This is a genomic window from Wolbachia endosymbiont (group B) of Xanthorhoe designata (genome assembly GCF_964028585.1).
Taxonomy (GTDB): Bacteria; Pseudomonadota; Alphaproteobacteria; order Rickettsiales; family Anaplasmataceae; genus Wolbachia.
In genome coordinates this window covers 65,055-88,047 of sequence record NZ_OZ034794.1, presented here as the reverse complement: position 1 = coordinate 88,047, position 22,993 = coordinate 65,055, and the positions used below count along the sequence as shown (strand labels likewise).

Below are 22,993 nucleotides of genomic sequence, written 5' to 3'. Positions count from 1 at the left end.
ATATAAAAAAGTAAATTACATAGTGGATGGTCAGTGCTTATCCAGGAATTTTGATTCTAAATTAGGTATTGGTCTTAAATTAAAATAAACGTTTGTGATGAGATTATATGAAAAACTGGATCCCAGTGTCGAAGCACTGGGATGACAGGAGAAGATTTCATTCCTTATATCAATTAATTCTCATCCACCTTTTATGTTACATAAACTCATCACTTTTATAGAACATCTCATTAAAATCATTCAAAATTCCAAAATCTTGATTTTTAATAAATAGATGCCCATCTGCAATATAGGACTCAGCAAGAGTAAATGGTTCATCATGATGCTGTGATGCTGGCCTAACAATTTCATTGTACAAAACCATTACTTGCTCATAATTGTATCCACTACCATCATGATATTTACCACGTATAGTGTCATAAAAATTTCTTACATCATCATACGTAACTTGCAGTTCTACCTTATATTTCCCTATTTCAACAGCCTCACCCACTTTGATTTTTAAAGGATGTTGTGATTCTTCTTTCACATTATCTATAACAATTGTTTCCTCTTGCTTCTCTTCGTCTCCTATTAGCGACCTTTTATTCCTTTCTTCACTTGTAGGTTGATCTGCTGGCATTTGGTCTATATCGTTCTCTTGCATAGTAATTTTTTTGAGATAGCTAAGCATATCCTTTCCAGCTTTTTCCCAAGTTGCAGCCTCTTTTGAAAGCTCACGATAATAAGAATCATTATCGCCTTTGCTATCTATTACATCTCTTTCTAGCCCTTTCCCTTCTGCCCATAACTCAGCATGTTCAATAAGTGTCCTGCCATCTTTGCCTACAACATCAACGTCAGCTTTGTTTTTTATTAGATATTCTATTGTATCTAACTTTCCATGCCTCACTGCATGAACTAAAGGTGTCCAACCATCATTATCCTGTGCATTAACATTCGCACCTTTTTCAACTAAATGTTTTATTATTTCCTTATTTTCAAGATCAACAGCAAGGTGCAAAGGCGTTAAGCCGTAGCTATCCTGAACATCAATATCCGCATTATGCTCTATGAGATATTTAACTACTTCCATATTTTTCATGTGCATGGCAAAATGTAGTGGAGATTTACCAGAGCTAATATCACGGGCATCAATATCTACATCATGATCTATTAAATACTTAGCAATTTCCGTGTGTTTTAGTTCGATTGCATAGTGCAACAGCGTTTGAGCTGACGTGTTCTTGATACTGAGATCTGCACCATGCTCAACTAAATATTTTACCATATCTAGATCACCTACCTTAACAAAATGAAATATCGGATTACATACATTAATATCTGCACCGTTATCTATAAGATATTTTACTAAAGCTGTATTCTTTATAGCATAGTCAAGCGGCCTGAGATTGTGAGCATCCGGAATATTAGAATTTGCACCATGCTCCACTAGGTACTTAACTATTCCCATATTTCCCAATTTTACGGCATAGTGCAAAGGTGTCTTGAAGCAAGAGTAATTAGTTCCCTCGTAGTAAGTATCTTGAGAGTTGAGATTTGCTCCATAATCAATAAGATATTTTGCTACTTCCGTATTTCCTGACTGAATGGCATAATGTAGTGGTGTTTGTCCATTATGGTCTCTTGCATCAATATATGCATTGTGTTTTAGAAGCGTTGCTACTTTGCTTAAATCTCCCAATGAAGCAGCAGAATGTAAACTAGTCACCTTATTTATCTCGTTTACTTTTCCTATGGTGTTTTCTACATTATTGTCGTCAATATTCACCTTTAAGAAAGGCTGTTTATTATACTTCACAACTTTTGTTGTAACAGCTTTTCCTTGTTCGTCTGCACTCGCTTTTTTAGCAGATTGCATAGCATCTTCTCTACTGATACTTTCTATCTTGGTACCACTTACATGATGTACTGGACTGTAACCATATATACCCTTGCCTGCACTTTGTTGGCTTGTTGAACTTTCAACACTGTTAGATTCAACAACATTATATTCCATATGTTGTTCACCACTCAGCTCAGCCTTAACCCATTGTTTAAATTCTTGATCATAACCTTTCAGCTCAGCCAAAAAATCCTCAAATAATTTATTACCTTGAGACCTATTTGCACCAGATTTAGAAAGGCTCTTGAGCAAATTATCAATCATATCTGGGTGTTTATCTTCAAGAAATTTGATCACTTGTTCAGCATCTGAATGATAATGTTCTCCTTTGTTATTGCTAATATTATTGCGCAATATTTCATCTAGTTTGAGATCTTTATTCTTTATTGCAATCAAGGCCTCTTTATCTCCGTGATCATTGACATGCCGACCATCTTCCAAACTTGCCATATAGTTAGCAACCCCTTCATGCATGGCCTTAGATAAGACATCACCTGTACCATAATAGGAGTTAATAATAGTTAAAGCGTGCCCCATTTCGTGTTTTAAAGTTTTACATGAGTCATTGAATTGGTCCTGCAAATAAAAATAAACATGAATTTCTGAGCCACGCCCTTGAACTGTTAAGCCAGAAGCGTCTTTATAGTTAACGTTCAACTCCTTAAGATAATTTTCGTAGTCACTCTTTGTATTAAATACGAAAACATTAACTTTATTTGGTATGTTGTGCCAAGGCTGAGAATTATTAATGCCAAATGCTGAATCAAAATCTTTTATAGTACTCTCGATAGCATTTTTTACACTACTCAATTTGCTCTGAGTTAATTCCTCATCATCATATTTTATATTTATTTGAAGCTTGTGTTCGCCGAAAGTCATAACTTCACTATCGGGCACAAGATCTGCCACAATTTTATTGCCACTTTTTACATCCATCCACTGCTTAAATTCTTTTTCAACTTCTGAGTTATTCAAAAGATGCTTGAATTTTGATATCGCTTCTACTCTATTGAAGGACATCTCAGTAAGTAATTGCTTTATGAATTGAGGATGTTTTTCTTGTAGGAATGTCACTAAGCAATCTGACATTCTATAGTCATTAGACATACTTGCTATTTTATATGGTGTATCATGACCAGATTCCTGCATTTTATTGTATGCTTCTTTTGTATAATGCATATCGCGAGTGCTTTCTTTTTTAGCTGCATCATAGCTCCACATGAAAAGCTTCATACCGGTACGTAAAACTTCAGGTACTGTATCCATATTACCGGTAGAGTACTCAAGAAATGCATCGCTCATTTTTTCCATTAAAATTTTAGATTTTGCACAAAGTAAGCCATTTACATCTCCAACAATAAAAGTCTTTGCTATCGTGCCGTCAGCTTCGTGTGCTCTTACTGTTCCACCACCCCATAATTCTCTATGGTCCTTACCACCCGAAAGTTCCTTGATGTGAGCTTTGTAATCATCGTAATTTTTCAGCACATAAAGCTGCAATTTTACTGGACCAGAATGAACGCTTTTTTGTGAATAGAAATTATCAGACCAGGCTCCGTAAGCATCTTTTACAGTTTGTTTTATATACTCAGGGGTATAACTAGCTAATCCCCCATATTTTACTTCTATCGTAAGCTGATCATTTATTACTATACTCTCTGTATTTGGAAATAAATTTTTAATCAACGTCTGTGATTTGTCAGATCCAGAATTTATTTTGAACTTCATATTCACCTCTTAAAAATTTTCACTATAAATAAGTCTTGGAAACAATGTGTTAACCATAGATTCAGCCCTTACTTGATTTTTACATAACTGCTGAGATATCGCTGAAAAGCCGATTCTTAGTATTGAGATATTTAGCATAGCTGCCAGCAGCAGGTATTGAGTAAAAACCGCTTGCAAGTTCAAGATAAGAGCTGCTATTCAGAACAAAAAATAAATCGCTCTGGTCAAGCAATATGTCATAACCAGAGCTCGTGCAATGTAAGTATTCATTGCCTTCATACTCTGCTATGTAGTATTTACTTGCATCAAGATCACCATTAAGCTGTAAAATTGCTGCTGAACGTCCATTCCCAATACTATGGCCTTTTATTACTTTAAGTACTTTAATCTCATCATTTTCTATGAGTTCTCTTAACTTTTCATTCTTTTGATTTAATTCTTCCTCTGCTTTTCTTCTGTCTTCTTCTAATTTTGTTTCTTTTTCGACAAGCTCATTTTGTATTTGCAAAAACATATCTTGAATGGTTAAGCCATTTAGAAAGTAATCCAATACACTTGACACAAGTGGCTGCAATTCACCGTTATCTTCGAAGCTCTTTTCCTGCTTTTTGTCATATTGATTAGGGTTATAGATTGCATAGAGAGGATAAAAACCATAATTCACCTCATCGAATGATGACTTTATGGAAAATCCGCTCTGATCAAGTGGAAGTTTAGTAGCTAAATATCTACCATTATCATCTCTGACATATAGCTCATTTATACCATAGTGACCACTATATTTGTTGTAATAAATATAAAAATTCTCAGGATTAAGATTAAAGTAATCATCTAAATTGTTAGGTTTACCGAGCTTTTCACATAGAAAACTTTTGCTCTTATCTGTAAGTTTGGTGCGTGTAGAGAAGTAACACCGATCTATTCGGTCACCTTTTTCTATTTCAAAGTCTAGGACTATTTTATCGCTAAACATACAGAATTTCCTCACATTTCCAATATTTATGATTATAAATTGTGTACTATGAAAAAAGCATTAAGGTCTTTTTGTGTATCTGATTTTTCTGATTCATTTGAAAATTACAAAAATAGTTTAGGCTACTATGAGGAAAGCAGTTGATGTATTACTACCACTTCCAATTGATCAGCTATTTTCCTATATAGTTGAAGAAAACACTGAAATTTCAATTGGAGATTACGTAGTAGTACCGTTTGGTAGAAAACGCTTGATTGGAATAGTTTGGAGAAAAAGTAGCAAAAGCGATCGAGAATTAAAATTTATTGAACAAAAGGTCGATTTGCCGAGCATCAGACCAAAACTGATCGAATTTGCAGAATGGGTTGCTCAATATAATGTAATACCTATTGGTATGCTTGCCAAAGTGATAATGGGAGGAGTATTAAAGGTAAATCAAATAGATAAGTTAGTTTGCACTAAACAAAAGCAGGAAATAAGTGAAATAGATTACCAATTAAACCCTGAGCAGCAAGCAGCTCGAGATAAAATAATAAGTAATTTGAATGAGTATTCAGTAACTTTACTTGACGGTGAAACCGGGTCTGGAAAAACGGAAGTTTATCTCTCTGTGATTGCACAGTTAATTAAGAATATTCCAGCGTTCAATACACAACTAGACGAATGTTACAATATAAGAGTAATTTTTACCAAAAAGGATGTCATCCCAGTGCCCCGACACTGGGATCCAGAAAACTTAATTTCAAATCAGTACACTAAGCATTTGTACGATAAAGACTGGATTCCAGTGTCAAGCACTGGAATGACATCATCTACTACTAAAACTACCTGCAAATGTTCAAACACCAAAAGGTTACACACTGGAATGACAACAGAAGGAGGTAATGCACAAGTCCTTATCCTTCTGCCAGAAATTGTCCTAACTTCACAATTGGTAAATCGCGTTCGCAGTCAGACATCTGGAAATATAGCTGAGTGGCATTCAGGACTTACTCCAAAAGCTCGCCGAAATAATTGGCTCAGTATCGCAAATGGAAGTGCGCAGATAATTATTGGGGCACGGTCAGCGCTTTTTTTGCCTTATAAAAACCTAAAATTAATTATCGTCGATGAAGAGCATGACTCATCCTTTAAACAAGAACAGGGGATTATATATAATGCTCGAGATATGGCCATTATCTTAGCCAAACTCGAAAATATTCCGATTATTTTGTCATCCGCCACTCCGCTACTTGAAACAATTTATCATGTTAAAAAGGGGAATTACAATCATGTAAAATTGACTAAACGATTCGGTGGTGCAGAGTTGCCACAAATAAAAGTAGTAAATAATAAGCAATGGATTTCCAATGAACTTTTCGAAGGAATAAAACAAACCATAGAGAAAAAACAGCAAGTTATGCTCTTTCTAAACCGCCGGGGGTATGCGCAACTTGCGGTTTGTAAAAAATGTGGATATAAAATTTCCTGCTCAAATTGCACTGTATGGCTTACTTACCACAAGAAAAAGAACGTCCTTTTATGTCACCATTGTTCTTATCAATCAAAACTTCCAGAAAAATGCTCCAATTGTCAAAGTGAGCAGTCATTGCTCCTTTATGGTGTGGGAATTGAAAGGTTAGTTGAAGAAATAGTGAAATTAATACCAAATGCAAAAACTGCGATTATCAGCAGCGATCAGAAGTCGCTTGGTAACGTCATTGATTTAGTGTTGAAAGAAGAGGTGAATATTATAATCGGTACACAAGTGATTGCCAAAGGGCATAATTTCCCTAAGTTAACTTTGGTTGGAGTGATAAATGCAGATTTAGGACTTGAAAATTCTGACCTCAGGGCAGCAGAAAAGACGTATCAATTATTGCATCAAGTTGCGGGTAGATCTGGGAGGTTCAACGAAAAAGGAACGGTAATAGTGCAAACCAATAATCCTGAAAGTTTAATAATAAGAGCATTACAGCAGCAAAAAAGGGACTTGTTTTATGAAGTTGAACTTGAGTCAAGACGCAAAGCTAAAATGCCACCATTTAGTAGATTAATAGCGCTTATAGTTTGTGATAAGGATCAATTTGCAACGCAGAAAGCAGCAAGTGAGCTAACAAGCTTTTTACATAATCAATGTTCAACTACCTTTCAGCACTTGACGCTGAAAGAATTTGAAATTTTTGGCCCATCACCAGCAGCAATAAATTTTTTAAACAATAAATATCGTTATAGAGTGTTACTGAAAATACACAATAACCATAGTCTATTCATAAAGAAAAAGCTGAAACATTGCTGTAACTTGAGTTCAAACATTGCAATAACAATAGATGTTGATCCTGTGAGTTTCTTTTGATGTTATTTGAATTTATTTGACATTCACAGAATTAATTGTATTAATTTTTTAATCAATAGTTTGACTTTTATTACGATTTATTATATTATTGATATAATTAGAATAAGGAGATGGTATGCGTGATTTAATTAAGATTATTCATAATCGAAACGAGAGTCTTGAAAAAAACATTCAAGAGTTGAAAGATTATCTTACTGATGATAGAAAAATTGTGATTGAGAAAGAGTTATTCTCAGCAGCTATTGTAGATGTAATCTCTACAAAAGGAGATTTTATTAATGAACAAGCAGTGCAAATATACCTTATTTTGCATCACTGTATTAAACACTATAGTGCAAGGTCTAAGAAAGGAGAGATATTGTCATTTCAAAACGCAATGAATATTCTAGATGAAGCAGTACATGACTATATTACTCTTGAGGATTTCTATAAATTGATCAATTTTCGAGATCAAAGTGGAAATACATTATTACACCAAGCTGTTATAAGTAATAACACTGAGGCAATAGAAGCACTTTTGAAATATGGCGCAAATTCTTTGATAAGGAATAAAGAAGACAAAATGCCATTAGATTTAGCTCAAGAAGAAAAAACAAGAGAAGCACTCATTAAATCTATGAAAGACCAAGCTCAATCGAAAAAAGAAAGTGCTAGATGTAATGGTTTGATTGGTATCATACCTGGTGTTTTTCTTGGTGTTGGACTGGGTATTGGTAGTGCTCTAGTACCTTCAATGACTATTATATTATGCGCACTCGCAGTATCTGCTCTTGTTGCTGGAATAGCAGTTGGAGTGGCTATATATTTACTAAGTCAAGACTATAAACAGGCTAAATCGATAGAAAAAGCTGTTGATTCTCAACTCTCTTCCGTTGAGCAGAAAAAGGCTTATACAAATGAAGCAATGCTAAAAGATAAACAATAACTGTGAGTTTTTTAACATTAGATTTCTTGCATAACTGGAATTCGAAAGTTCCAGCGCATTTTACTTATTGGATCCCAGTGTCAAGCACTGGGATGACATCTGTTTATGCAAGAAATCTATTCATTTAAACCTTGTTTGAGAAAACGTAGCTATAAAAACCGCAGGTACCAGTTGGTTTTTATTAGCTAAAGTAAAGGTCAAGTATCTGGAATTCTGAACATAAGATCCCCCTGTGAAAAAAAGATTAGAAAAAATGCAGTGCACATACGACAGATATGCTCTGAAGAGGATACGCTACATTTTTAGTGAGTGTGATTTAAAAGTCTGCAGACCGAAGATAGATTTTTGAGCTCAATAAATATCTCTAACTGTAATTGTAATCAGATTTAAAATATGCGGAAGTAATTTTTTAGCTAATAATTCTGTCTTGTAGGAGTTTAACAAGAGAACCAAAAAGTTAGTGTCATAAATATTTTTATCAAAAACTATTTTAAAAAAATTTAAATAGAGTTGAAAATTTTTAAAGATGAGATACCCTACCTGTAATCTAATTATTAGTTTTTTATGTTACCAATAGAGGGTCAAATAAACGCTGCAGCAAATTTTCAAGCAGAAGACTTTGAGTCTAAAAATGCTACAGATCTTGATTATTTAGCTAATCCTCTAAGTGCTTCGAATGCAAAGCTAGAGAATAGCGTTAAAGCTAAAGATAAAAAGAATGAGGTACCTTTTTCCAGTAGAAGAGGCAGCTCGCATGTTTTAGAACTTTTTTCTAATGAAAGCGTTGAGATTAACATTCAAGATGAAACGCCTTGTGCCGCTCGGAGTGAATCAGGTATAGCTGGGCTGTTTAGAGGTATAGCTGGGTTATTTAAAGGCAGGGGTAGTATGAACATAAACCTTTATCAATCTAAAGTGCAACGTAGTTCTGCAATTGATTACAGTACTAGAGAAAGTATAGGGTCACGGCTACTAAATATCTGTAACGGAGAAGAAGATATCTCTTTTGATCAAGAGATTAATTTTTTATATCAAGAGGGTTGTTTGTATGATGCCTTATTGTTGCAAGATGAAGAAAATCAGGACACACCTTTACATGTGGCTATTAAAAAAAATCATGCTGATTTTGTAAAAAAGCTTTTGTGTATTCTTAAGGAGCCATACCGTGCGAATGAGTTTTACAAGCACAAATATTTTGAACATAAGGAAGAGAATGAAAAGCCGCTTTTCAAATTTATTAATACTAAGAACAAGGATGGAAAAGATGCAATTACTCTGGCTATTGAAGGTAATAATTCAGAATGCATTTCAGCTCTTTTTAACTACTTAACTGATAAAAATATTAACAGAAGAAAAGATGTTGAAAGTGAGTACACACCTCTACACGAAGCTGTGCTTCTTGGCAAAAGTGAAGCAATCAAAGAGCTTCTGAAATCAAGAGATATAGATACTGAACTCATAGATAAGGAATCTTACAAAGCATCTAATTATACTAATGACCAAGGGGCAATAGAATTATTTATTAAGCACTATAGTAGTAAAATTAGTGAGTGGCGTATAAAATTAGAAGATAATAATAAAAAATTAGCGCGAATTAAGTGCGTCCTAAGCAAAACAAAACTTGCTTGTGTATGCTTAGCAGCCTTTGGCTCTTGTTTTAGAATGTATGGAAATTCCCATGACATAATAAATGAAAAAGTGAGTGAAGATATGTTATATTATTCTCTTGCATTGCTTTCCAACACTACAGGTCTAATATTATTTTTTAATTATTTGATCGATACAATACTTTCCAAGTATGAAGAAAAAAACTCTAGTTTGAATAAAGAATCAAACAGTTATGTAGAAGAAAGAAATATGTTGAAAAATAAATTGCGTCATTTTCAAAAAAGAAATACTAGAACAAATACGCAAATATCTGAGATAATTTCAGTTCTACCTGAAGTAGAATCAAGCTGCAGTAGATTGTGATTACATTACTTTTTTTAAGATAAGTTCTGAGAAAAGTGGAAAATCTTTTTCATAGCCAATCAAACCAAGCTTTCTTTACGAAAGGTTTGATGTTATCATTTTATGCACTATCCTGAATTTGTTGAATGAACATTAATATAAAGAATTTAGTTCATGCTTTTTCTAAATTGCCAAGTTTAGGTCCATCATCATCAAGAAGGCTAGTTATACATCTGCTTCAAAACAAAGATAGGGTTATGCTACCCCTTGCATCTTTGATTAGAGAACTAGCGGATCTTATAATAGAGTGTAAGATTTGTGGGAATCTAGATACTAAATCGCCATGCTCTATTTGTATTAACCCAAAGCGTGACACCAAGCTAATGTGTGTAGTAGAAGAATTGGGTGATCTATGGGCATTTGAAAAAGGGAGTATATATTCAGGTATGTATCATGTTTTAGGTGGAAGGCTATCAGCAATAAATGGCATAGGTCCAAAAGAACTGAACCTTGATAACATTCCCAAAAGAGTTACAGAATTTAAAATTGAAGAGGTTATTGTCGCAATTAATCCAACATTAGAAGGCCAAGTTACTGCGCAATATATAATTGAATTGCTAAAGAACTCAAATGTAAAAATATCCCGCCTTGCTTGTGGCATACCGATAGGTGGAGAAATTGACTACCTAGATGAAGGAACGCTGAAGATAGCGCTTACTTCAAGACAGGATATTAAATAATATTCCATTTCTTCTGAGCAACACACTTTAAAAACACTGTAACATACTTCAGCCTAAAAACTTGCTTTACTAATTGAAAATATTGTATACTTAAAACATAATGTTTTAAAATGAGGAGTTGTGTTAACTTTTTTATTAGATGGAGTATATAATACTTATAATTGGTTAATTAAAAAATTAAGATCAATCGCTCTTGATTTTATTGCGTTGTTTAACAAAGAATACGCAGATAGTAAACGAATTGGATATATAATAAAAGATCATCTGGTTAAAAAAGATCTGATAAATATTGAGCCTGAACTTGAAATCAAATATGAACTAAAAAGAGATCTGATAAATATTGAACCTAAATTTAAAATCAAATATGACCCATATATCACAAAAATAGATTCTTCAAAAATGTTTAAAGTAATGGAACAAGAGCATAGATCTATTGAAAATCTGAAAAATGTGATTCAAGTGAGAATTGAAGATCTAGTTGGACGCGGGTTTAGCTATTCTTATGGTAGTGGAAGAGATCCTGTTTTTTATGCAATGAATCAGGCACATGAAATAAAGGGAATAACAAAAGATAATACGGACTTAGTTCTTCTTTTGCGGCTAATGTATGTTCATGTGCCTATAGATGAACATGGAGAACTATTAAAGGATCTTGTAAGGAATCACTCCGGTAATAGAGCTGAGATGATAGAAAAGTTATATCTACTTCAAGAAGAAGGTAAATTATCAATAAACAATCGTGAGAGTCTAGGTTGGATAATTAAAATATCTCCACTTATAGAGAAGGAGTATATTTCAAATGGAAAATTTCCTGTTATGCAAATGGTAAGTTCCGGCAATATAGATGATTTAGAAAAAAGGTTAAAAAAGATATAGAAGGAAGGGTGAAAGAATTAACCGGCATAGATATTCAATATAGTCCCGAAAGCAGCTTGAAGAACCTTTCCATTCATGCAGTGATAGAAAGTTATGGATTACTTAATAGGTAAATGATTGTCTGGACCCTTAACTTATAAGATACTATAGTAAAATATAGCATAAGGATCTTATGTGCTTTAAAAAACTTATATCATTAGTAAGATTCAGAAAAAAAGAAGAGGAGCAATTGCCCAAGGTAATAATTTGGGAGAATGATTGCTTAGGCTATAAACAAGTTGCAAGTAAATTTAGTTCTATAATCAAGACAATTGGTAAGTCTTTTTCTATTGTATCCTTAGAAGGATATGATAAATGGGGTAAGACGTTTTTTTTGAAAGAATGGGTAAAGGATCTAGAGCAGCAAAATGAAATTGCAGCTTATTACAGCGCATGGGATATTAGTGCTATAGATCAACCATTGCCTTCTTTTTTACATTTCCTGTTTGAGGATCTATTTGCATCATACGAAGTAAAAAGAAGTGTTATACAGCAATTTAAAAACATAAACCAAGAACTATTTTCTCTCAATACATTAGGAAAGCTAATCAGTAAATCTCCACTCGCTATGCTTTCAGTATTTCTCGATGCTGCAAAAGAGGCTGATAAGAAAGACATAGGTTTTGTCTTGGGTGAATTAAATCTTCTCCAAAGGAGAAAAGAGAACATTAGAGATTTTAAAATACAACTAGCAGATGTGGTTAACAAAATCAGAAAAGGTAAAAACATTTATATAATGGTTGATGATCTTGATGTATGCCGCCCTAAATTCATTGTTGATTTTTTAGAATCGATAAAGTACATGCTTGATGTAGAAGGATTGGTTTTCATTATCTCTGTTAGTCAAGATAAAAGTAACGTGCAAAGAGCAATCAGCACAATACTTGGACCAAATTTCAGCCTAAAATCTTTTACTGATCTCTCTTTGCATTTGCCAAAACAGCCAATAGAGAAATTTACAAGAAAGCTGTTTCAAAATATTGAATTGCCGAAAAAATCAAAGAGCTTAATTATAGATAGCTTTATATTTTATGCAGAAAGCTTCTCGTTATCATTAAAAGCAATACAATACTGCATAAAGAAAATAAAGCTATGTTATGCGAAAGCTGATCCAAATTTATTTACATTTTTAGTAATACTACAGTCAGTAAACACTAATTTGTATGAGGAATTATATTCATCACCTCAGAAAGCACTGGAGAAGATTGAGAGCGCTTTGATTCTAAACGATCAGGAAGAATGGGAAAAGCTTAAAACTTCTCTTGAGACTATTTTTAAAGAAAAAGAATCAAAGACTCACAAATCTTTGAAGCAAATAAGAGATATTATATTCTAGCACTTTCTTTTTAATTTGCATGACACAATGGTTGTGCTTATTCCAGTTTAGCATTGGAACCATAAGCTGGCTCACGTAAATTTTAGCATACATGACCTTGAAAGATCGCGTTGCAATACTTAAATTATTAGAATAGCAAGCTAATAATGGAGCTCAAAATGCACAACATACAAGAAACTGAAAGTTTAAAATTTGACGCTGAAGTAGGCAAAGTACTAAATATAGTAATTCATTCACTTTATACCAATAAGGATATTTTCTTGCGTGAGTTAATATCAAATGCATCAGATGCATGTGATAAATTGCGCTATGAATCACAATTAAATGCTGATTTATTAGATTCAAGTGATGAGTTGAAGATTACTATTAGCTCCAGTAAAGATAAGAATGAGCTGTATATAACCGACAATGGAATTGGAATGAACAGGCAAGATTTAATAGATAATCTTGGCACGATTGCAAGTTCTGGTACGCAAAAATTCTTGAATGCAATTAAGAATAATAAAGATTCGAGCCAAGCTGTAGAGCTGATTGGAAAATTTGGTGTTGGTTTTTATTCAAGCTTCATGGTTGCTTCAGAAGTTATAGTAGAATCAAGGAAAGCCGGAGAAGAAGAGTCTTGGGTATGGAAATCTAAAGGAGATGGAGAATATTCAATCAGCAAATTAGATGGTCAAATCTCTCGTGGCACAAAAATTACGCTCATCATGCGTCCTGAAGAAAGCGAATTTTTAGACAAATTCCGTATTGAAAACATTGTTACTACTTACTCTGACCACATAAATTTTCCCGTTGAGTTTGTAAATGAAGAGGGAAAAAGTGAAAAATTAAACAGCAAAGCTGCAATTTGGACTAAGCCAAAAAATGACGTTACTCAAGAAGAGCACAACGACTTCTTCCGCGGTGTTGCGCATGTAGGTGGTGAGCCTTGGATGATACTGCATAATAAAAATGAAGGTGCAATGGAATATACGAATTTGCTTTATGTTCCTTCTATCAAGCCTTATGATTTGTTTCATCCAGATAGACGCTGCTCTGTAAAGTTATATGTCAATAAAGTATTTATTACTGAAGATAATGTACAAATTATACCACAATACCTGCGTTTCTTGAAAGGTGTGGTTGATTCACCAGATTTGCCTCTCAACATCAGCAGAGAAACACTGCAGAATAATCGCGTTGTTGAGCAGATTAGGAAATCCCTAACTAAACGCGCGGTATCAGAGCTCGGCAAAAAAGCAAAAGATAATTTAGAGGAATACACAAAATTCTGGGGCAATTTTGGTGCGGTGTTAAAAGAAGGTCTTTGCGAAGCTATGCCAACTGATGAAAGAGAAGCATTGCTTTCCATTTGCAGATTTCATAGCACCAGCGATGATAAGCTAGTTAGTATTGATGATTATATAAGCAGAATGAAGCCTGAACAGGAACATATCTATTATCTCACAGGAAATAGTCTCGATTCAGTAAAAAACAGTCCACAACTTGAAGGATTTGTCAGTAAAGGATTGGAAGCGCTTCTATTTGTTGATCCAGTTGATGATTTCTGGACTAGCGTGATTCATGAATATAAAGATCAAAAATTTAAGTCCGTGACCCGTGCTGATGTTGATTTAGAAAAATTCTCTTCAGAAGAAGGTAAGAAAGATGAAGAAAATAAATCAGATGAAAACAAAAGCGAAGAAAACGCGGATTCTATACTCGAATACTTCACCAAAGTTCTTGGAAGCTTAGTAAAAAGTGTAAAGATCTCTAAGAAATTAACCGACAGTCCTGTGTGTCTAGCAGTTGATGAAGGAACTATGGATCTTCGTATGGAGCGTTTTTTACGTGAACAGAAGCAGCTAAATTACCGCACGCCAAAAGTACTTGAAATTAACATTAAGCATCCTTTGATAAGAAACATAATGGAATCTCACGCTGAAAATGGTGAAAATCCAACACTTGGAGATATGATTTACTTATTGTTCTATCAAGCTTGTATAGTGGAAGGTGAAGAGATGGAAGACGTAAGTCTGTTTGCTAAAAGACTCAATAATTTGCTTGGCAAAATTTCTGTTTAATGCTATAATGAACTTAGCTAATGGTCAGGGGGGTAAATCATGGGTGGTTGGAATTTACTTGGTGGGCTCATGCCGCCAACAACAAATCATGCAGAAGAAAAAGAGCGTCGCCATTCCAGAGATTCAGGTGCTGAAGAAGAATTCGAAATTTTAGAACAAGAAGAAATTAAGGAGCATCGTCATTCTGGAGATTCAGGCAATTGTTCAGAGGTTGAGGAAGGACAAAATACTAACAGAGCAATTGAATTGGAATTTCAGCTAACACAATCTTTGCTAAGTCAAGTAAAGGCAAGTGAGAATAATAGGAATGCAAATTCTGGCAAGCAAGCACAACTTGATCTAGAAAGAATGGATTTTGCAATTAATGGGCAAACAATAAGTAAAGAGTATGTGCGCGAGTTATATTATCAGCACAACTACTTAATTTTAAATGAAAATTATCGCACATTTGCTAAACAAGTTTTCACAGGAATGTTTAAATATGCTGAAGCAGAAGTTCCAAATGATAATATACTAGAAGAATTAATTACTAATTGCAATCAGGCTGGTTATGAATTTGCAATGTATAGCCACATTCATCCTATATTTAGTCAACATAGTCTAGTACCAACAATCCCTAAAAAATAATAAGTCTTTATTGTAATAGTGCAGAATCTGTCAATGTTGAGTATAGTGATACTATAGTTATAAAAATTCAGATCGACTAGAACAATATGAATCTGATAGTAAGCTAGAGTTTACGCTTAAATCTCAGGATGGTAAAGTAGAGTATGAAAATGATAAAGTAACACTTATCATTCCTGAGCAATTAGAGAATTACAAAGCTGATGGCAAAAGTTTGTTAGATGAAATAAATAGGCATTTCGAAGATGAGGATAATAGAATTACAGAGACTCTTGAGAAAAATATGAATGAAGGACCTAAGTCATTTTCTGCTGAAGATTTGTCTATTACTGAAAGTTCACCTGATAATAGTGAAGTAACAACTAGAGCAGTGGCTGATCCAGGCATTTTGGGTAACATTGTAAATGTATTTATAGGTGCTGCAGAAATTGGTACAGGAATAGCAACGGAATTATTGTGGCCTCAAGATCAAATTCGTGTAGAGCCAAGACGTAATGAGGAAGAATTTACTATTATTCCTAAAAATTTAACCTTTGATGAATTGACAGATGTTATAAATAAAGCAAAAAATTATGGTGATTATGCAGATTTAGATAAAACTATAAATAATATAGAGGAAAGCGATAGATTTATTACTGATTTGAATTGTGGTAATTTGAAGGATTTTTGCTCTCAACAGCTTAATTTGACTGATCATACGCACAATGTGCTGTTGAATAATAGTTATGATGAAACAAATGGTTATTATAATTATTCAGTAAAAGAGCTTTCACTACTAGCCATTGCAGCTAATGATACGCTTGTGGAAAGATATGCAAAAACGCATAAAAGTATATTATTTACGTAAGATGAAGGTCTCGATAGGCTACTTATTGGTGTTGGTGGACAGCGCTATACTAAGCTTTTATTAGAAGATTTGGAAAAAAATCGAAGTACTATTCTACCTTGGAATAACATATGTGAAAAACTTCGAAGGGCGTTGTCTATTCGTAATCAAGAATGCGTGAAAGCGGTATTAGATAAATTTAAAGATACTGAAGCCAGGTCTAGAGTTTCTGATATGTCAGAAAAATTTTTGCACTATGCTATACAACAAGATTTTATAGATGTAGCAAAGACTATTATTAATCATAAAATTGCTGATATTAATAGTATAGACAATTCAGGGCATGCACCTTTGCATTGGGCTGTGGCACGTAATAATTTAGAATTAATGGGCTTGCTTATTGGAAATGGCGCTGAAATTGATATTCAAGATGAGAGGCATGGCAGAACAGCTTTACATTGGGCTGCTTACCATGATAAATTTGAAATAGTAAAATTACTTGTAAACAAGGGAGCTGATCGGAACATTAAAGATAGAGATGGCAAAACAGCTTTAGATCTGGTAGGAACGAAAAGTTTATATTTGGCAAGGGAAGAAAACAGGGAAAAATCTTCTAGTGAATCAAAAATCACAAAATTTCTTGAAGGTTTAGATGATAAAACACCTTTGCATTTAAATATTAAAAAAGATCCAGAATCCAAAAACATTGATAATCAACGGCCACAAAGGAGTATTGTTGATAAAGAAGAAAATATTATGAATAATAAAAAGGTTTCAATAGAAGAAACTATAGATAATAATAATTATAGGAGGGGTAAAATGCCTAAAAATATAGAAGAGAAATTGTCTAATGCTATCTTCGCTCTTAATTATGAAGAAGTAATGTCTTTAGTGGAAAAGGTAAGGAAAGAGGACGATAGTGTAGACACAAAGCAAATCTTGAATAAAGCCTTAGAAGACGCTAATAAGACGGAAGTTGGTAAGAAAGATAAACTATCTCAAAGCAAGCTCGCAAAAATTAAAATATTTCTTGAAAAAGAGTTCGAGCATGTTGCTGCATTATCAGTGAGTGGTAATATAGCTGCTACTGCAAGTAGCCAAGAAATTCCTGTAGTGGAGCGTAAAGAAAGCGAGCCGGATTCACCATCACTGAGTTCTGAAGATGATGATTTTTCTAAACTTGAAAGTGACGATTCTGCTAGAATTTCTTCAGATCCTCCTTCGTTTGATATTATTTCTGAAACAGAAGTACCTGAAACTGCAGCAGAAATGCCTTCAATGGTCACTGAGGAAAAGTCTGATGATCTAAATGACGAAAAAGATAATCAGAATTTGACAATACCTACAGCTGTAGATGAGGGTATATCGCCTATTCCCGAAAGTCAATGTGGTACTGCACACAATGAAGAAGATTTTACTGTTCCATCTCAATCATCATCATTAGGTTTTGCAAATGAAAGTGTTAATACCGTAATATCAATTGATAATAACAGAGAAAAGCAAACTTCTAATAAACCCGCCAAGTGTGTAGAACAAGTTGCTAACGAAAATATACAACTAAAATCAGTAGCTAATAAGCAAGCTAGTAATAGCAACAAAATTTACACAAAAGAGAATAGCGTTAAATGGCCTACTGTGGCTACATGGATGTTTGCAGTAACTGGAATCTTGCATTAGCTGCTGCACCAGCTGCATATTTTGCTCTCGGTACTAGTCTGCTAGTAGCAGGAGTAGCAGCAGGTATTGGAGCTTTCTGTATAGTTGCTGCTATAGCTGTACATTATTATAATAAGGCACCTTCAGGTCCACTTAAAGGATCAGATGTTGAGGAGATTGTTCGTAACGCTGCTGTAGGAGCAAGTTAAGAAATAGTAGTCTATCATTTAATAATTTATTATAATTGTATTGATTATTAATAGATAAGAACTTGGTAGACTACGAAGAGATGCTTGCTAAGTTGACAAAATTGCCATTTAATGCTACACTTAGCTTAGCTACTAATTAGGAGGAAAAACATGTTAGGTTCAGATTTTGTATCACAGAAATCAAACAAAATTTTAAAGAAATCAGATTCTAGGGATTCTGGCACTGAAGAAGGGTTTGAAATTTTAGAACGAGAGGAAAAAGGGCGCCGTCGTTCTGAGGATTCAGGTAATGAAAGTCAAGAGGAATCTGGCGTTAATAATTCTGATACTAAATCTAGTGCAGTAACTACGTTAGAATTTCAGCTAACACAATCTCTGCTGGGTCAAGTAAAGGCAAATGAGAATAATGAAGATGTAAAGTCTGGTAACACAGCTTATCAAGACCTATATAGAACGGATTTTTTTGTAATCAATGATCGCACTATAGATAATAGTTTCATTAAAGGGTTATATGATAAATATAATGAGGGAGATGATAAACGTCTGTTTGCAAAGTATGTTTTTACGGAAATTTTTAAACATGCTAAAGCAGAGGTTCCGAATGATTCCCTCATAGAGGCATTAACTACAAGTTGTAATCAAGCGGGGTATATGGCTTTCCTTGCTATCCGAATATATAGTATATTAATAAAATATCAGGTACTTTCTAGCGATTCTTACAAAAAGATCATGTACATCGATTGTTCTGATGAGAATTATGTACGCATTAACTATAAGTCATCAATGGTGGCACGCAATTCTGATGAGCCAGAGAAGGAGATATGTGAATTAGACAGTTTACTTAGATTCACACTTAAATTTCATAATGGTGAAGTAGAGTATGAAAATGGTAAAGTAACACTTATCATTCCTGAGGAATTAAAAGCTGGTAGGGAAAGTTTACTAGACGATATTAATGAACGTTTCACAGATTATGATAATGATGGATTTATTCGTTTACACGTTGCAGCACAAAAAGGTGATGTTGAGCTTGGCAGGCGTTTACTAGAATGTGGTGCAAATATTGAGATTAAATCAAAAACAAAAGTAGGTGGTGACACTGCACTTCATTTAGCTGCTAGAAATGGTCGTAAAGATTTTGTGAAGCTTTTACTTGATAGCGGTGCAAATGTTAACTCAGTGAGCAGTACAGGCAGCAGAGTAACTCCTTTACATGAAGCAGCATATAGTGGACATTTAGATGTTGCGGAATTGCTAATAGAGCGCGGTGCAACAGTTGATGCTAAAGAACGATATAATCTTACTCCTTTGATGTATGCTTCTGCAGAAGGTAATTCGGCAATGGTGGAATTACTTTTAAAAAAAAGGCAGATCTTTATTTACAACATCATAATGGTGAAACTGCATTGCACTTAGCTGCTAATAATGGTCATTCTGATGTAGTTGCCATCTTAATAAGTGCAGCAGAAGATAAAGAAAGGTATGTTAATATGCAAAGCAATAATATTGGTACTGCGTTGCATGTTATAGCTTATAATTGAAAAATAAATGAAGGGCATAAAAAATCTGCAAAATTGCTAATAGACAATGGTACAAGCCCGTATTTAGAAAACGATCCAATTATTAATAAACCATTAGATACTCTTTTGAAAGGAAGCTCTTTAGATATGGCAAAAAAACGAGGAAATAAGGGATTTTTGGAATTTACGTCATCTTTAGGCTATTCAGCAACCGTACCAAGCAATTCAAAGAATGATCCACAAAACACAAAAAAGTATGTCGTAGCTGCTTCTGCACTTGCAATAACTGGTATTGCCTTAGGAGGAGCTGTTGCAGTTTACTTGGAAATGTTAGCAATAGGAATAGCAGTTGCAGTTTGTTGTCTTATTGCAGCTACAATTACGTACTGCCATAGGCCTAAAAGCTTAGTTGAGGATAATCAGGTCAAAAAGGTTATGCAGACAGAAGAATATCCGTCTAAGTAATAAATATAGTAGTCTATCACTTAATAATTTATTATAATTGTATTGATTATTAATAGATAAGAACTTGGTAGACTACGAAAAGATATTTTCAAGTAAAATCAAAGATATAAAAGAAGAAGGGCGCTATCGTGAATTCACACATTTTGCATCATTACCTGGCAAACTTCCCTATATTATGGATTATGAAAGAAATAGAGAGGTTATTGTCTGGTGCAGTAATAATTATCTGGGAATGTCACAAAACGATAGTGTCATTGCTGCGATTCAAAATTCATCTGTTGGTGCTGGAGGAACAAGAAATATATCAGGTACAACAAAAGAAGTTGTTGAGCTCGAGAAGTCTTTGGCTGACTTGCATCAAAAAGAAGCTGCTTTAACTTTTGCTTGTGGCTACCTTGCCAACCAAACTACGCTTAGCACTTTGTCGTCTGTTATTCCGGGTGTGGTAATTTTTTCAGATGAGAAAAATCATTCTTCAATGATAGAAGGTATAAAATCAGGAAAAAGACCGAAGCACATATTTAGGCATAATGATGTTGATCACTTAGAGCAGTTGCTAAAGTCTATAGATATAAAAACGCCGAAAATAATAGCACTTGAATCTGTATACTCAATGGATGGTGATGTAGCACCGCTTGAAGCGATATGTGATCTAGCAGATCAGTATAATGCAATTACCTATTTGGATGAGGTACACGCAGTTGGTATGTATGGACCGCGCGGTGGCGGAATTGCAGAAAGAGAAGGTTTGATGGATAGAATAACTGTTATTCAGGGTACATTATCAAAGGCTTTTGGAGTGATGGGTGGGTATATAGCATCTTCAAAGAACTTGGTAGATGTAATAAGAAGTTCCGCTCCAGGATTTATTTTTACCACTGCAATGTCACCCGTTTTAGCAGCAGCAGCAAAGGCAAGCGTTGAACATTTAAAATCAAGCAATGTTGAAAGAGAGAAGCAAAAGCAGGCTGCCCAAAAAGTAAAAGACTCACTGAGAAATGCAGGAGTGGATTTTATGCAAACAGAAACTCATATAATTCCAATCATAATTGGTAACCCCGAGTTATCTAAAAAAGCATCAAAATTGTTATTTGATGAGTATGGAATATATGTACAACATATAAATTACCCAACAGTTTCAAAGGGGACTGAGCGCTTCCGTATTACCCCTACGCCTTACCATACAAATGAAATGATAGAGAATTTAACAGAGTCTCTTGTAAAAGTTTTTGAGAAATTATCTGTTTGTGTCTGTTGTTGAGTTTAAAGTTGCCAAGAATAAGGTATCTATTTAAAAGCATGGTTAATGTACAAAATCAGTGCTTTATTTCTTGTCATGAAAGTAGCTGACACTGGGTATCCAACTAAATTGGTAAACACTTTACAACGTTTTTTGTGCAAAAGGACTAGATGCCATTGTCACACACTGACTATTTGTTCCTATAGTTGTCTTTTCTCGTCTATCTTATTTTGCCACCCTGCTGCAATGAGGGGTAGGTAAGACCATTTATTATTTTCACTCGTGACTTTTGCTCTTTTGAATGAACTTTAGTTTATATCTCCAGCAATGACAAGCGCGTTATCTTCCTTTAATCTCCCACCGCTTTCTTGCAGAAAAAGCCTACCGAGTGAAGTTTTATATTTATTAATTCCAGAGTAAATTATTCCATTGTATCTTCCGGCAGCAAGATATGCAAAACCTAGTACCGTTGAGCCAAGGGAGCGCAGATTATTATTGTCAAGTGGTAATTTATTTAACAAATTACCACTTATGTCTATTATTCCCCCTTCACGAGCTTTCATCCGCATTTTTACATGGCGAGATTTGAAATCTTCAAGAAAAGCTCCTTTCTTTTCCTCTGCCCAAAAAGTTTCTCTAAGGGCTGGAGCATCAATCACAGCTGCTACAACTCTGTTTTTATGAATGAGACAAACTGATACTGCAAAATAAACCATACAACTAAAAAGGTTTTCCTTGCCTTCTATAGGCATAATAAACCAAGTATAACCGCCGTCTTTTAGATCTTGGCCCCCATCATCTTCAAAAATAAAGCCATAGTTCTGGTTGTAGTTTTTCAAGCAATCGTATATAAGTTGCTTGGATTTTGAATAAGTTTTATTGATAAAGTCTGCTGACTTAACGCTTGAAATTTGCAATTCATTAAAATCACGTATAAGCTGCTTGGAGGCACTGCGTACAGAATCAAGCATCACATTGATTCGTGGTGATGAAATGGCCATTTACTCTTTTACTCTTTCGTAATAGCTGTTATCAGGAGTATGTACTACAATTTTATCCCCTTCTTTTATAAATTGAGGCACGTTAACACGTATTCCGTTTTCCAAAATTGCAGGCTTATAAGAAGCAGTAACAGTCTGCCCTTTGATAACAGACTCTGTTTCTTTTACAGTTAGTGTAACGTGATCAGGCACATGTGCAGAAATTATTTTATCTTGATAAGTTATTACTTTAATTTTCATATTATCTTGCAAATAAGCCTTCTTTTCCCCTAATAAGTCTAAATTTATAACAATCTGCTCGTAACTACTTGGATGCATAAGATTTACGATATTCCCTTCAGTAAAAAGATAAACATATTCCTCTTCATCTAAAATTGCCCTTCTGATTGTTGCATCAGAGCGAAACCTCTCATAGTACTTTGCTCCTGTTTGGATATTTTTCATTTCAGCTTGTATATATGCACCACCTTTACCAGGTTGAGTATGCATAATACTTACAACCAAAAACAACCCACCGTTATGTTCTAGTACCTGACCTGGCCTGATATCATTAGCCCTTTCTGCCATAATTACACTTTTAATTTAGTCTGATGATTATAAAT

The 22,993-nt window shown here is 34.3% G+C and carries 19 protein-coding genes; 15 read left to right on the top strand and 4 right to left on the bottom strand.

What is annotated here, in order from left to right; translation table 11 throughout:
- Positions 1–196: 196 nt before the first annotated feature.
- Entirely contained in the window at positions 197–3,613 is a 3,417-nt protein-coding gene (locus ABWU64_RS00415) for an ankyrin repeat domain-containing protein (RefSeq protein ID WP_353279621.1), read from the bottom strand.
- A gap of 79 nt (positions 3,614–3,692) precedes the next feature.
- On the bottom strand, positions 3,693–4,586 hold the full coding sequence (locus ABWU64_RS00410) for a hypothetical protein (protein WP_353279619.1): 894 nt from the start codon (positions 4,584–4,586) through the stop codon (positions 3,693–3,695).
- Positions 4,587–4,713: 127 nt separating this feature from the next.
- Here ABWU64_RS00410 and priA point away from each other — a divergent pair, with 127 nt between their 5' ends.
- The 15 genes from priA (at position 4,714) to hemA (ending at position 21,411) form a co-directional block, all read left to right on the top strand.
- Complete coding sequence (gene priA / locus ABWU64_RS00405; RefSeq protein WP_341815561.1) at positions 4,714–6,921, top strand: primosomal protein N'; 2,208 nt, start codon at positions 4,714–4,716, stop codon at positions 6,919–6,921.
- 115 nt (positions 6,922–7,036) lie between these two features.
- Positions 7,037–7,846 (top strand): hypothetical protein, encoded by an 810-nt coding sequence (locus ABWU64_RS00400; RefSeq protein WP_353279617.1) that lies wholly within the window; start codon positions 7,037–7,039, stop codon positions 7,844–7,846.
- A gap of 564 nt (positions 7,847–8,410) precedes the next feature.
- Positions 8,411–9,817 (top strand): ankyrin repeat domain-containing protein, encoded by a 1,407-nt coding sequence (locus ABWU64_RS00395; protein ID WP_353279616.1) that lies wholly within the window; start codon positions 8,411–8,413, stop codon positions 9,815–9,817.
- 131 nt (positions 9,818–9,948) lie between these two features.
- Positions 9,949–10,536 carry a recombination mediator RecR gene (gene recR / locus ABWU64_RS00390; RefSeq protein WP_179948599.1) on the top strand — a complete coding sequence of 196 codons (588 nt, stop codon included), beginning with the start codon at positions 9,949–9,951 and terminating at the stop codon, positions 10,534–10,536.
- Between the two features lie 120 nt (positions 10,537–10,656).
- Positions 10,657–11,412 (top strand): hypothetical protein, encoded by a 756-nt coding sequence (locus tag ABWU64_RS00385; RefSeq protein WP_353279614.1) that lies wholly within the window; start codon positions 10,657–10,659, stop codon positions 11,410–11,412.
- Positions 11,413–11,584: 172 nt separating this feature from the next.
- Positions 11,585–12,787 carry a P-loop NTPase fold protein gene (locus tag ABWU64_RS00380; protein ID WP_341815564.1) on the top strand — a complete coding sequence of 401 codons (1,203 nt, stop codon included), beginning with the start codon at positions 11,585–11,587 and terminating at the stop codon, positions 12,785–12,787.
- Between the two features lie 158 nt (positions 12,788–12,945).
- Positions 12,946–14,850, top strand: coding sequence for a molecular chaperone HtpG (gene htpG, locus ABWU64_RS00375; RefSeq protein WP_353279612.1), 1,905 nt, complete (start codon positions 12,946–12,948; stop codon positions 14,848–14,850).
- A 39-nt stretch (positions 14,851–14,889) separates the two neighbouring features.
- Positions 14,890–15,477, top strand: a complete 588-nt coding sequence (locus ABWU64_RS00370; RefSeq protein WP_353279610.1) for a hypothetical protein — start codon at positions 14,890–14,892, stop codon at positions 15,475–15,477.
- Positions 15,478–15,688: 211 nt separating this feature from the next.
- Positions 15,689–16,321 carry a hypothetical protein gene (locus tag ABWU64_RS00365; RefSeq protein WP_353279608.1) on the top strand — a complete coding sequence of 211 codons (633 nt, stop codon included), beginning with the start codon at positions 15,689–15,691 and terminating at the stop codon, positions 16,319–16,321.
- A 69-nt stretch (positions 16,322–16,390) separates the two neighbouring features.
- Positions 16,391–17,977, top strand: a complete 1,587-nt coding sequence (locus ABWU64_RS00360; protein WP_353279606.1) for an ankyrin repeat domain-containing protein — start codon at positions 16,391–16,393, stop codon at positions 17,975–17,977.
- Positions 17,944–18,165: a hypothetical protein gene (locus tag ABWU64_RS00355; protein WP_353279604.1), complete on the top strand. Its 222-nt coding sequence runs from the start codon at positions 17,944–17,946 to the stop codon at positions 18,163–18,165. The genes ABWU64_RS00360 and ABWU64_RS00355 overlap by 34 nt, the downstream gene beginning before the upstream one ends.
- A gap of 150 nt (positions 18,166–18,315) precedes the next feature.
- Positions 18,316–19,581 carry an ankyrin repeat domain-containing protein gene (locus tag ABWU64_RS00350; protein ID WP_353279602.1) on the top strand — a complete coding sequence of 422 codons (1,266 nt, stop codon included), beginning with the start codon at positions 18,316–18,318 and terminating at the stop codon, positions 19,579–19,581.
- Positions 19,515–19,706, top strand: coding sequence for an ankyrin repeat domain-containing protein (locus tag ABWU64_RS00345; protein ID WP_353279869.1), 192 nt, complete (start codon positions 19,515–19,517; stop codon positions 19,704–19,706). The genes ABWU64_RS00350 and ABWU64_RS00345 overlap by 67 nt, the downstream gene beginning before the upstream one ends.
- Positions 19,707–19,832: 126 nt before the next feature.
- Positions 19,833–20,150 carry a hypothetical protein gene (locus ABWU64_RS00340; protein WP_353279601.1) on the top strand — a complete coding sequence of 106 codons (318 nt, stop codon included), beginning with the start codon at positions 19,833–19,835 and terminating at the stop codon, positions 20,148–20,150.
- A 64-nt stretch (positions 20,151–20,214) separates the two neighbouring features.
- On the top strand, positions 20,215–21,411 hold the full coding sequence (gene hemA / locus ABWU64_RS00335; protein WP_341815568.1) for a 5-aminolevulinate synthase: 1,197 nt from the start codon (positions 20,215–20,217) through the stop codon (positions 21,409–21,411).
- Positions 21,412–21,698: 287 nt separating this feature from the next.
- On the opposite strand, the gene ABWU64_RS00330 is transcribed toward hemA, so the two are convergent.
- Both ABWU64_RS00330 and efp read right to left on the bottom strand, forming a co-directional pair.
- Entirely contained in the window at positions 21,699–22,391 is a 693-nt protein-coding gene (locus ABWU64_RS00330; protein ID WP_353279600.1) for an inositol monophosphatase family protein, read from the bottom strand.
- Positions 22,392–22,958: an elongation factor P gene (gene efp / locus ABWU64_RS00325; protein ID WP_108784257.1), complete on the bottom strand. Its 567-nt coding sequence runs from the start codon at positions 22,956–22,958 to the stop codon at positions 22,392–22,394. It abuts the gene before it with no gap.
- Positions 22,959–22,993: the final 35 nt, after the last annotated feature.

What these genes read in the sequence shown, in the direction of transcription:
- ABWU64_RS00415 (WP_353279621.1), bottom strand. Translation starts at nt 3,613, where the DNA reads ATGAAGTTCAAAATAAATTCTGGATCTGACAAATCACAGACGTTGATT.
- ABWU64_RS00410 (WP_353279619.1), bottom strand. Translation starts at nt 4,586, where the DNA reads ATGTTTAGCGATAAAATAGTCCTAGACTTTGAAATAGAAAAAGGTGAC.
- priA (WP_341815561.1), top strand. Translation starts at nt 4,714, where the DNA reads ATGAGGAAAGCAGTTGATGTATTACTACCACTTCCAATTGATCAGCTA.
- ABWU64_RS00400 (WP_353279617.1), top strand. Translation starts at nt 7,037, where the DNA reads ATGCGTGATTTAATTAAGATTATTCATAATCGAAACGAGAGTCTTGAA.
- ABWU64_RS00395 (WP_353279616.1), top strand. Translation starts at nt 8,411, where the DNA reads ATGTTACCAATAGAGGGTCAAATAAACGCTGCAGCAAATTTTCAAGCA.
- ABWU64_RS00380 (WP_341815564.1), top strand. Translation starts at nt 11,585, where the DNA reads ATGTGCTTTAAAAAACTTATATCATTAGTAAGATTCAGAAAAAAAGAA.
- htpG (WP_353279612.1), top strand. Translation starts at nt 12,946, where the DNA reads ATGCACAACATACAAGAAACTGAAAGTTTAAAATTTGACGCTGAAGTA.
- ABWU64_RS00370 (WP_353279610.1), top strand. Translation starts at nt 14,890, where the DNA reads ATGGGTGGTTGGAATTTACTTGGTGGGCTCATGCCGCCAACAACAAAT.
- ABWU64_RS00355 (WP_353279604.1), top strand. Translation starts at nt 17,944, where the DNA reads ATGGATGTTTGCAGTAACTGGAATCTTGCATTAGCTGCTGCACCAGCT.
- ABWU64_RS00350 (WP_353279602.1), top strand. Translation starts at nt 18,316, where the DNA reads ATGTTAGGTTCAGATTTTGTATCACAGAAATCAAACAAAATTTTAAAG.
- ABWU64_RS00340 (WP_353279601.1), top strand. Translation starts at nt 19,833, where the DNA reads ATGGCAAAAAAACGAGGAAATAAGGGATTTTTGGAATTTACGTCATCT.
- ABWU64_RS00330 (WP_353279600.1), bottom strand. Translation starts at nt 22,391, where the DNA reads ATGGCCATTTCATCACCACGAATCAATGTGATGCTTGATTCTGTACGC.
- efp (WP_108784257.1), bottom strand. Translation starts at nt 22,958, where the DNA reads ATGGCAGAAAGGGCTAATGATATCAGGCCAGGTCAGGTACTAGAACAT.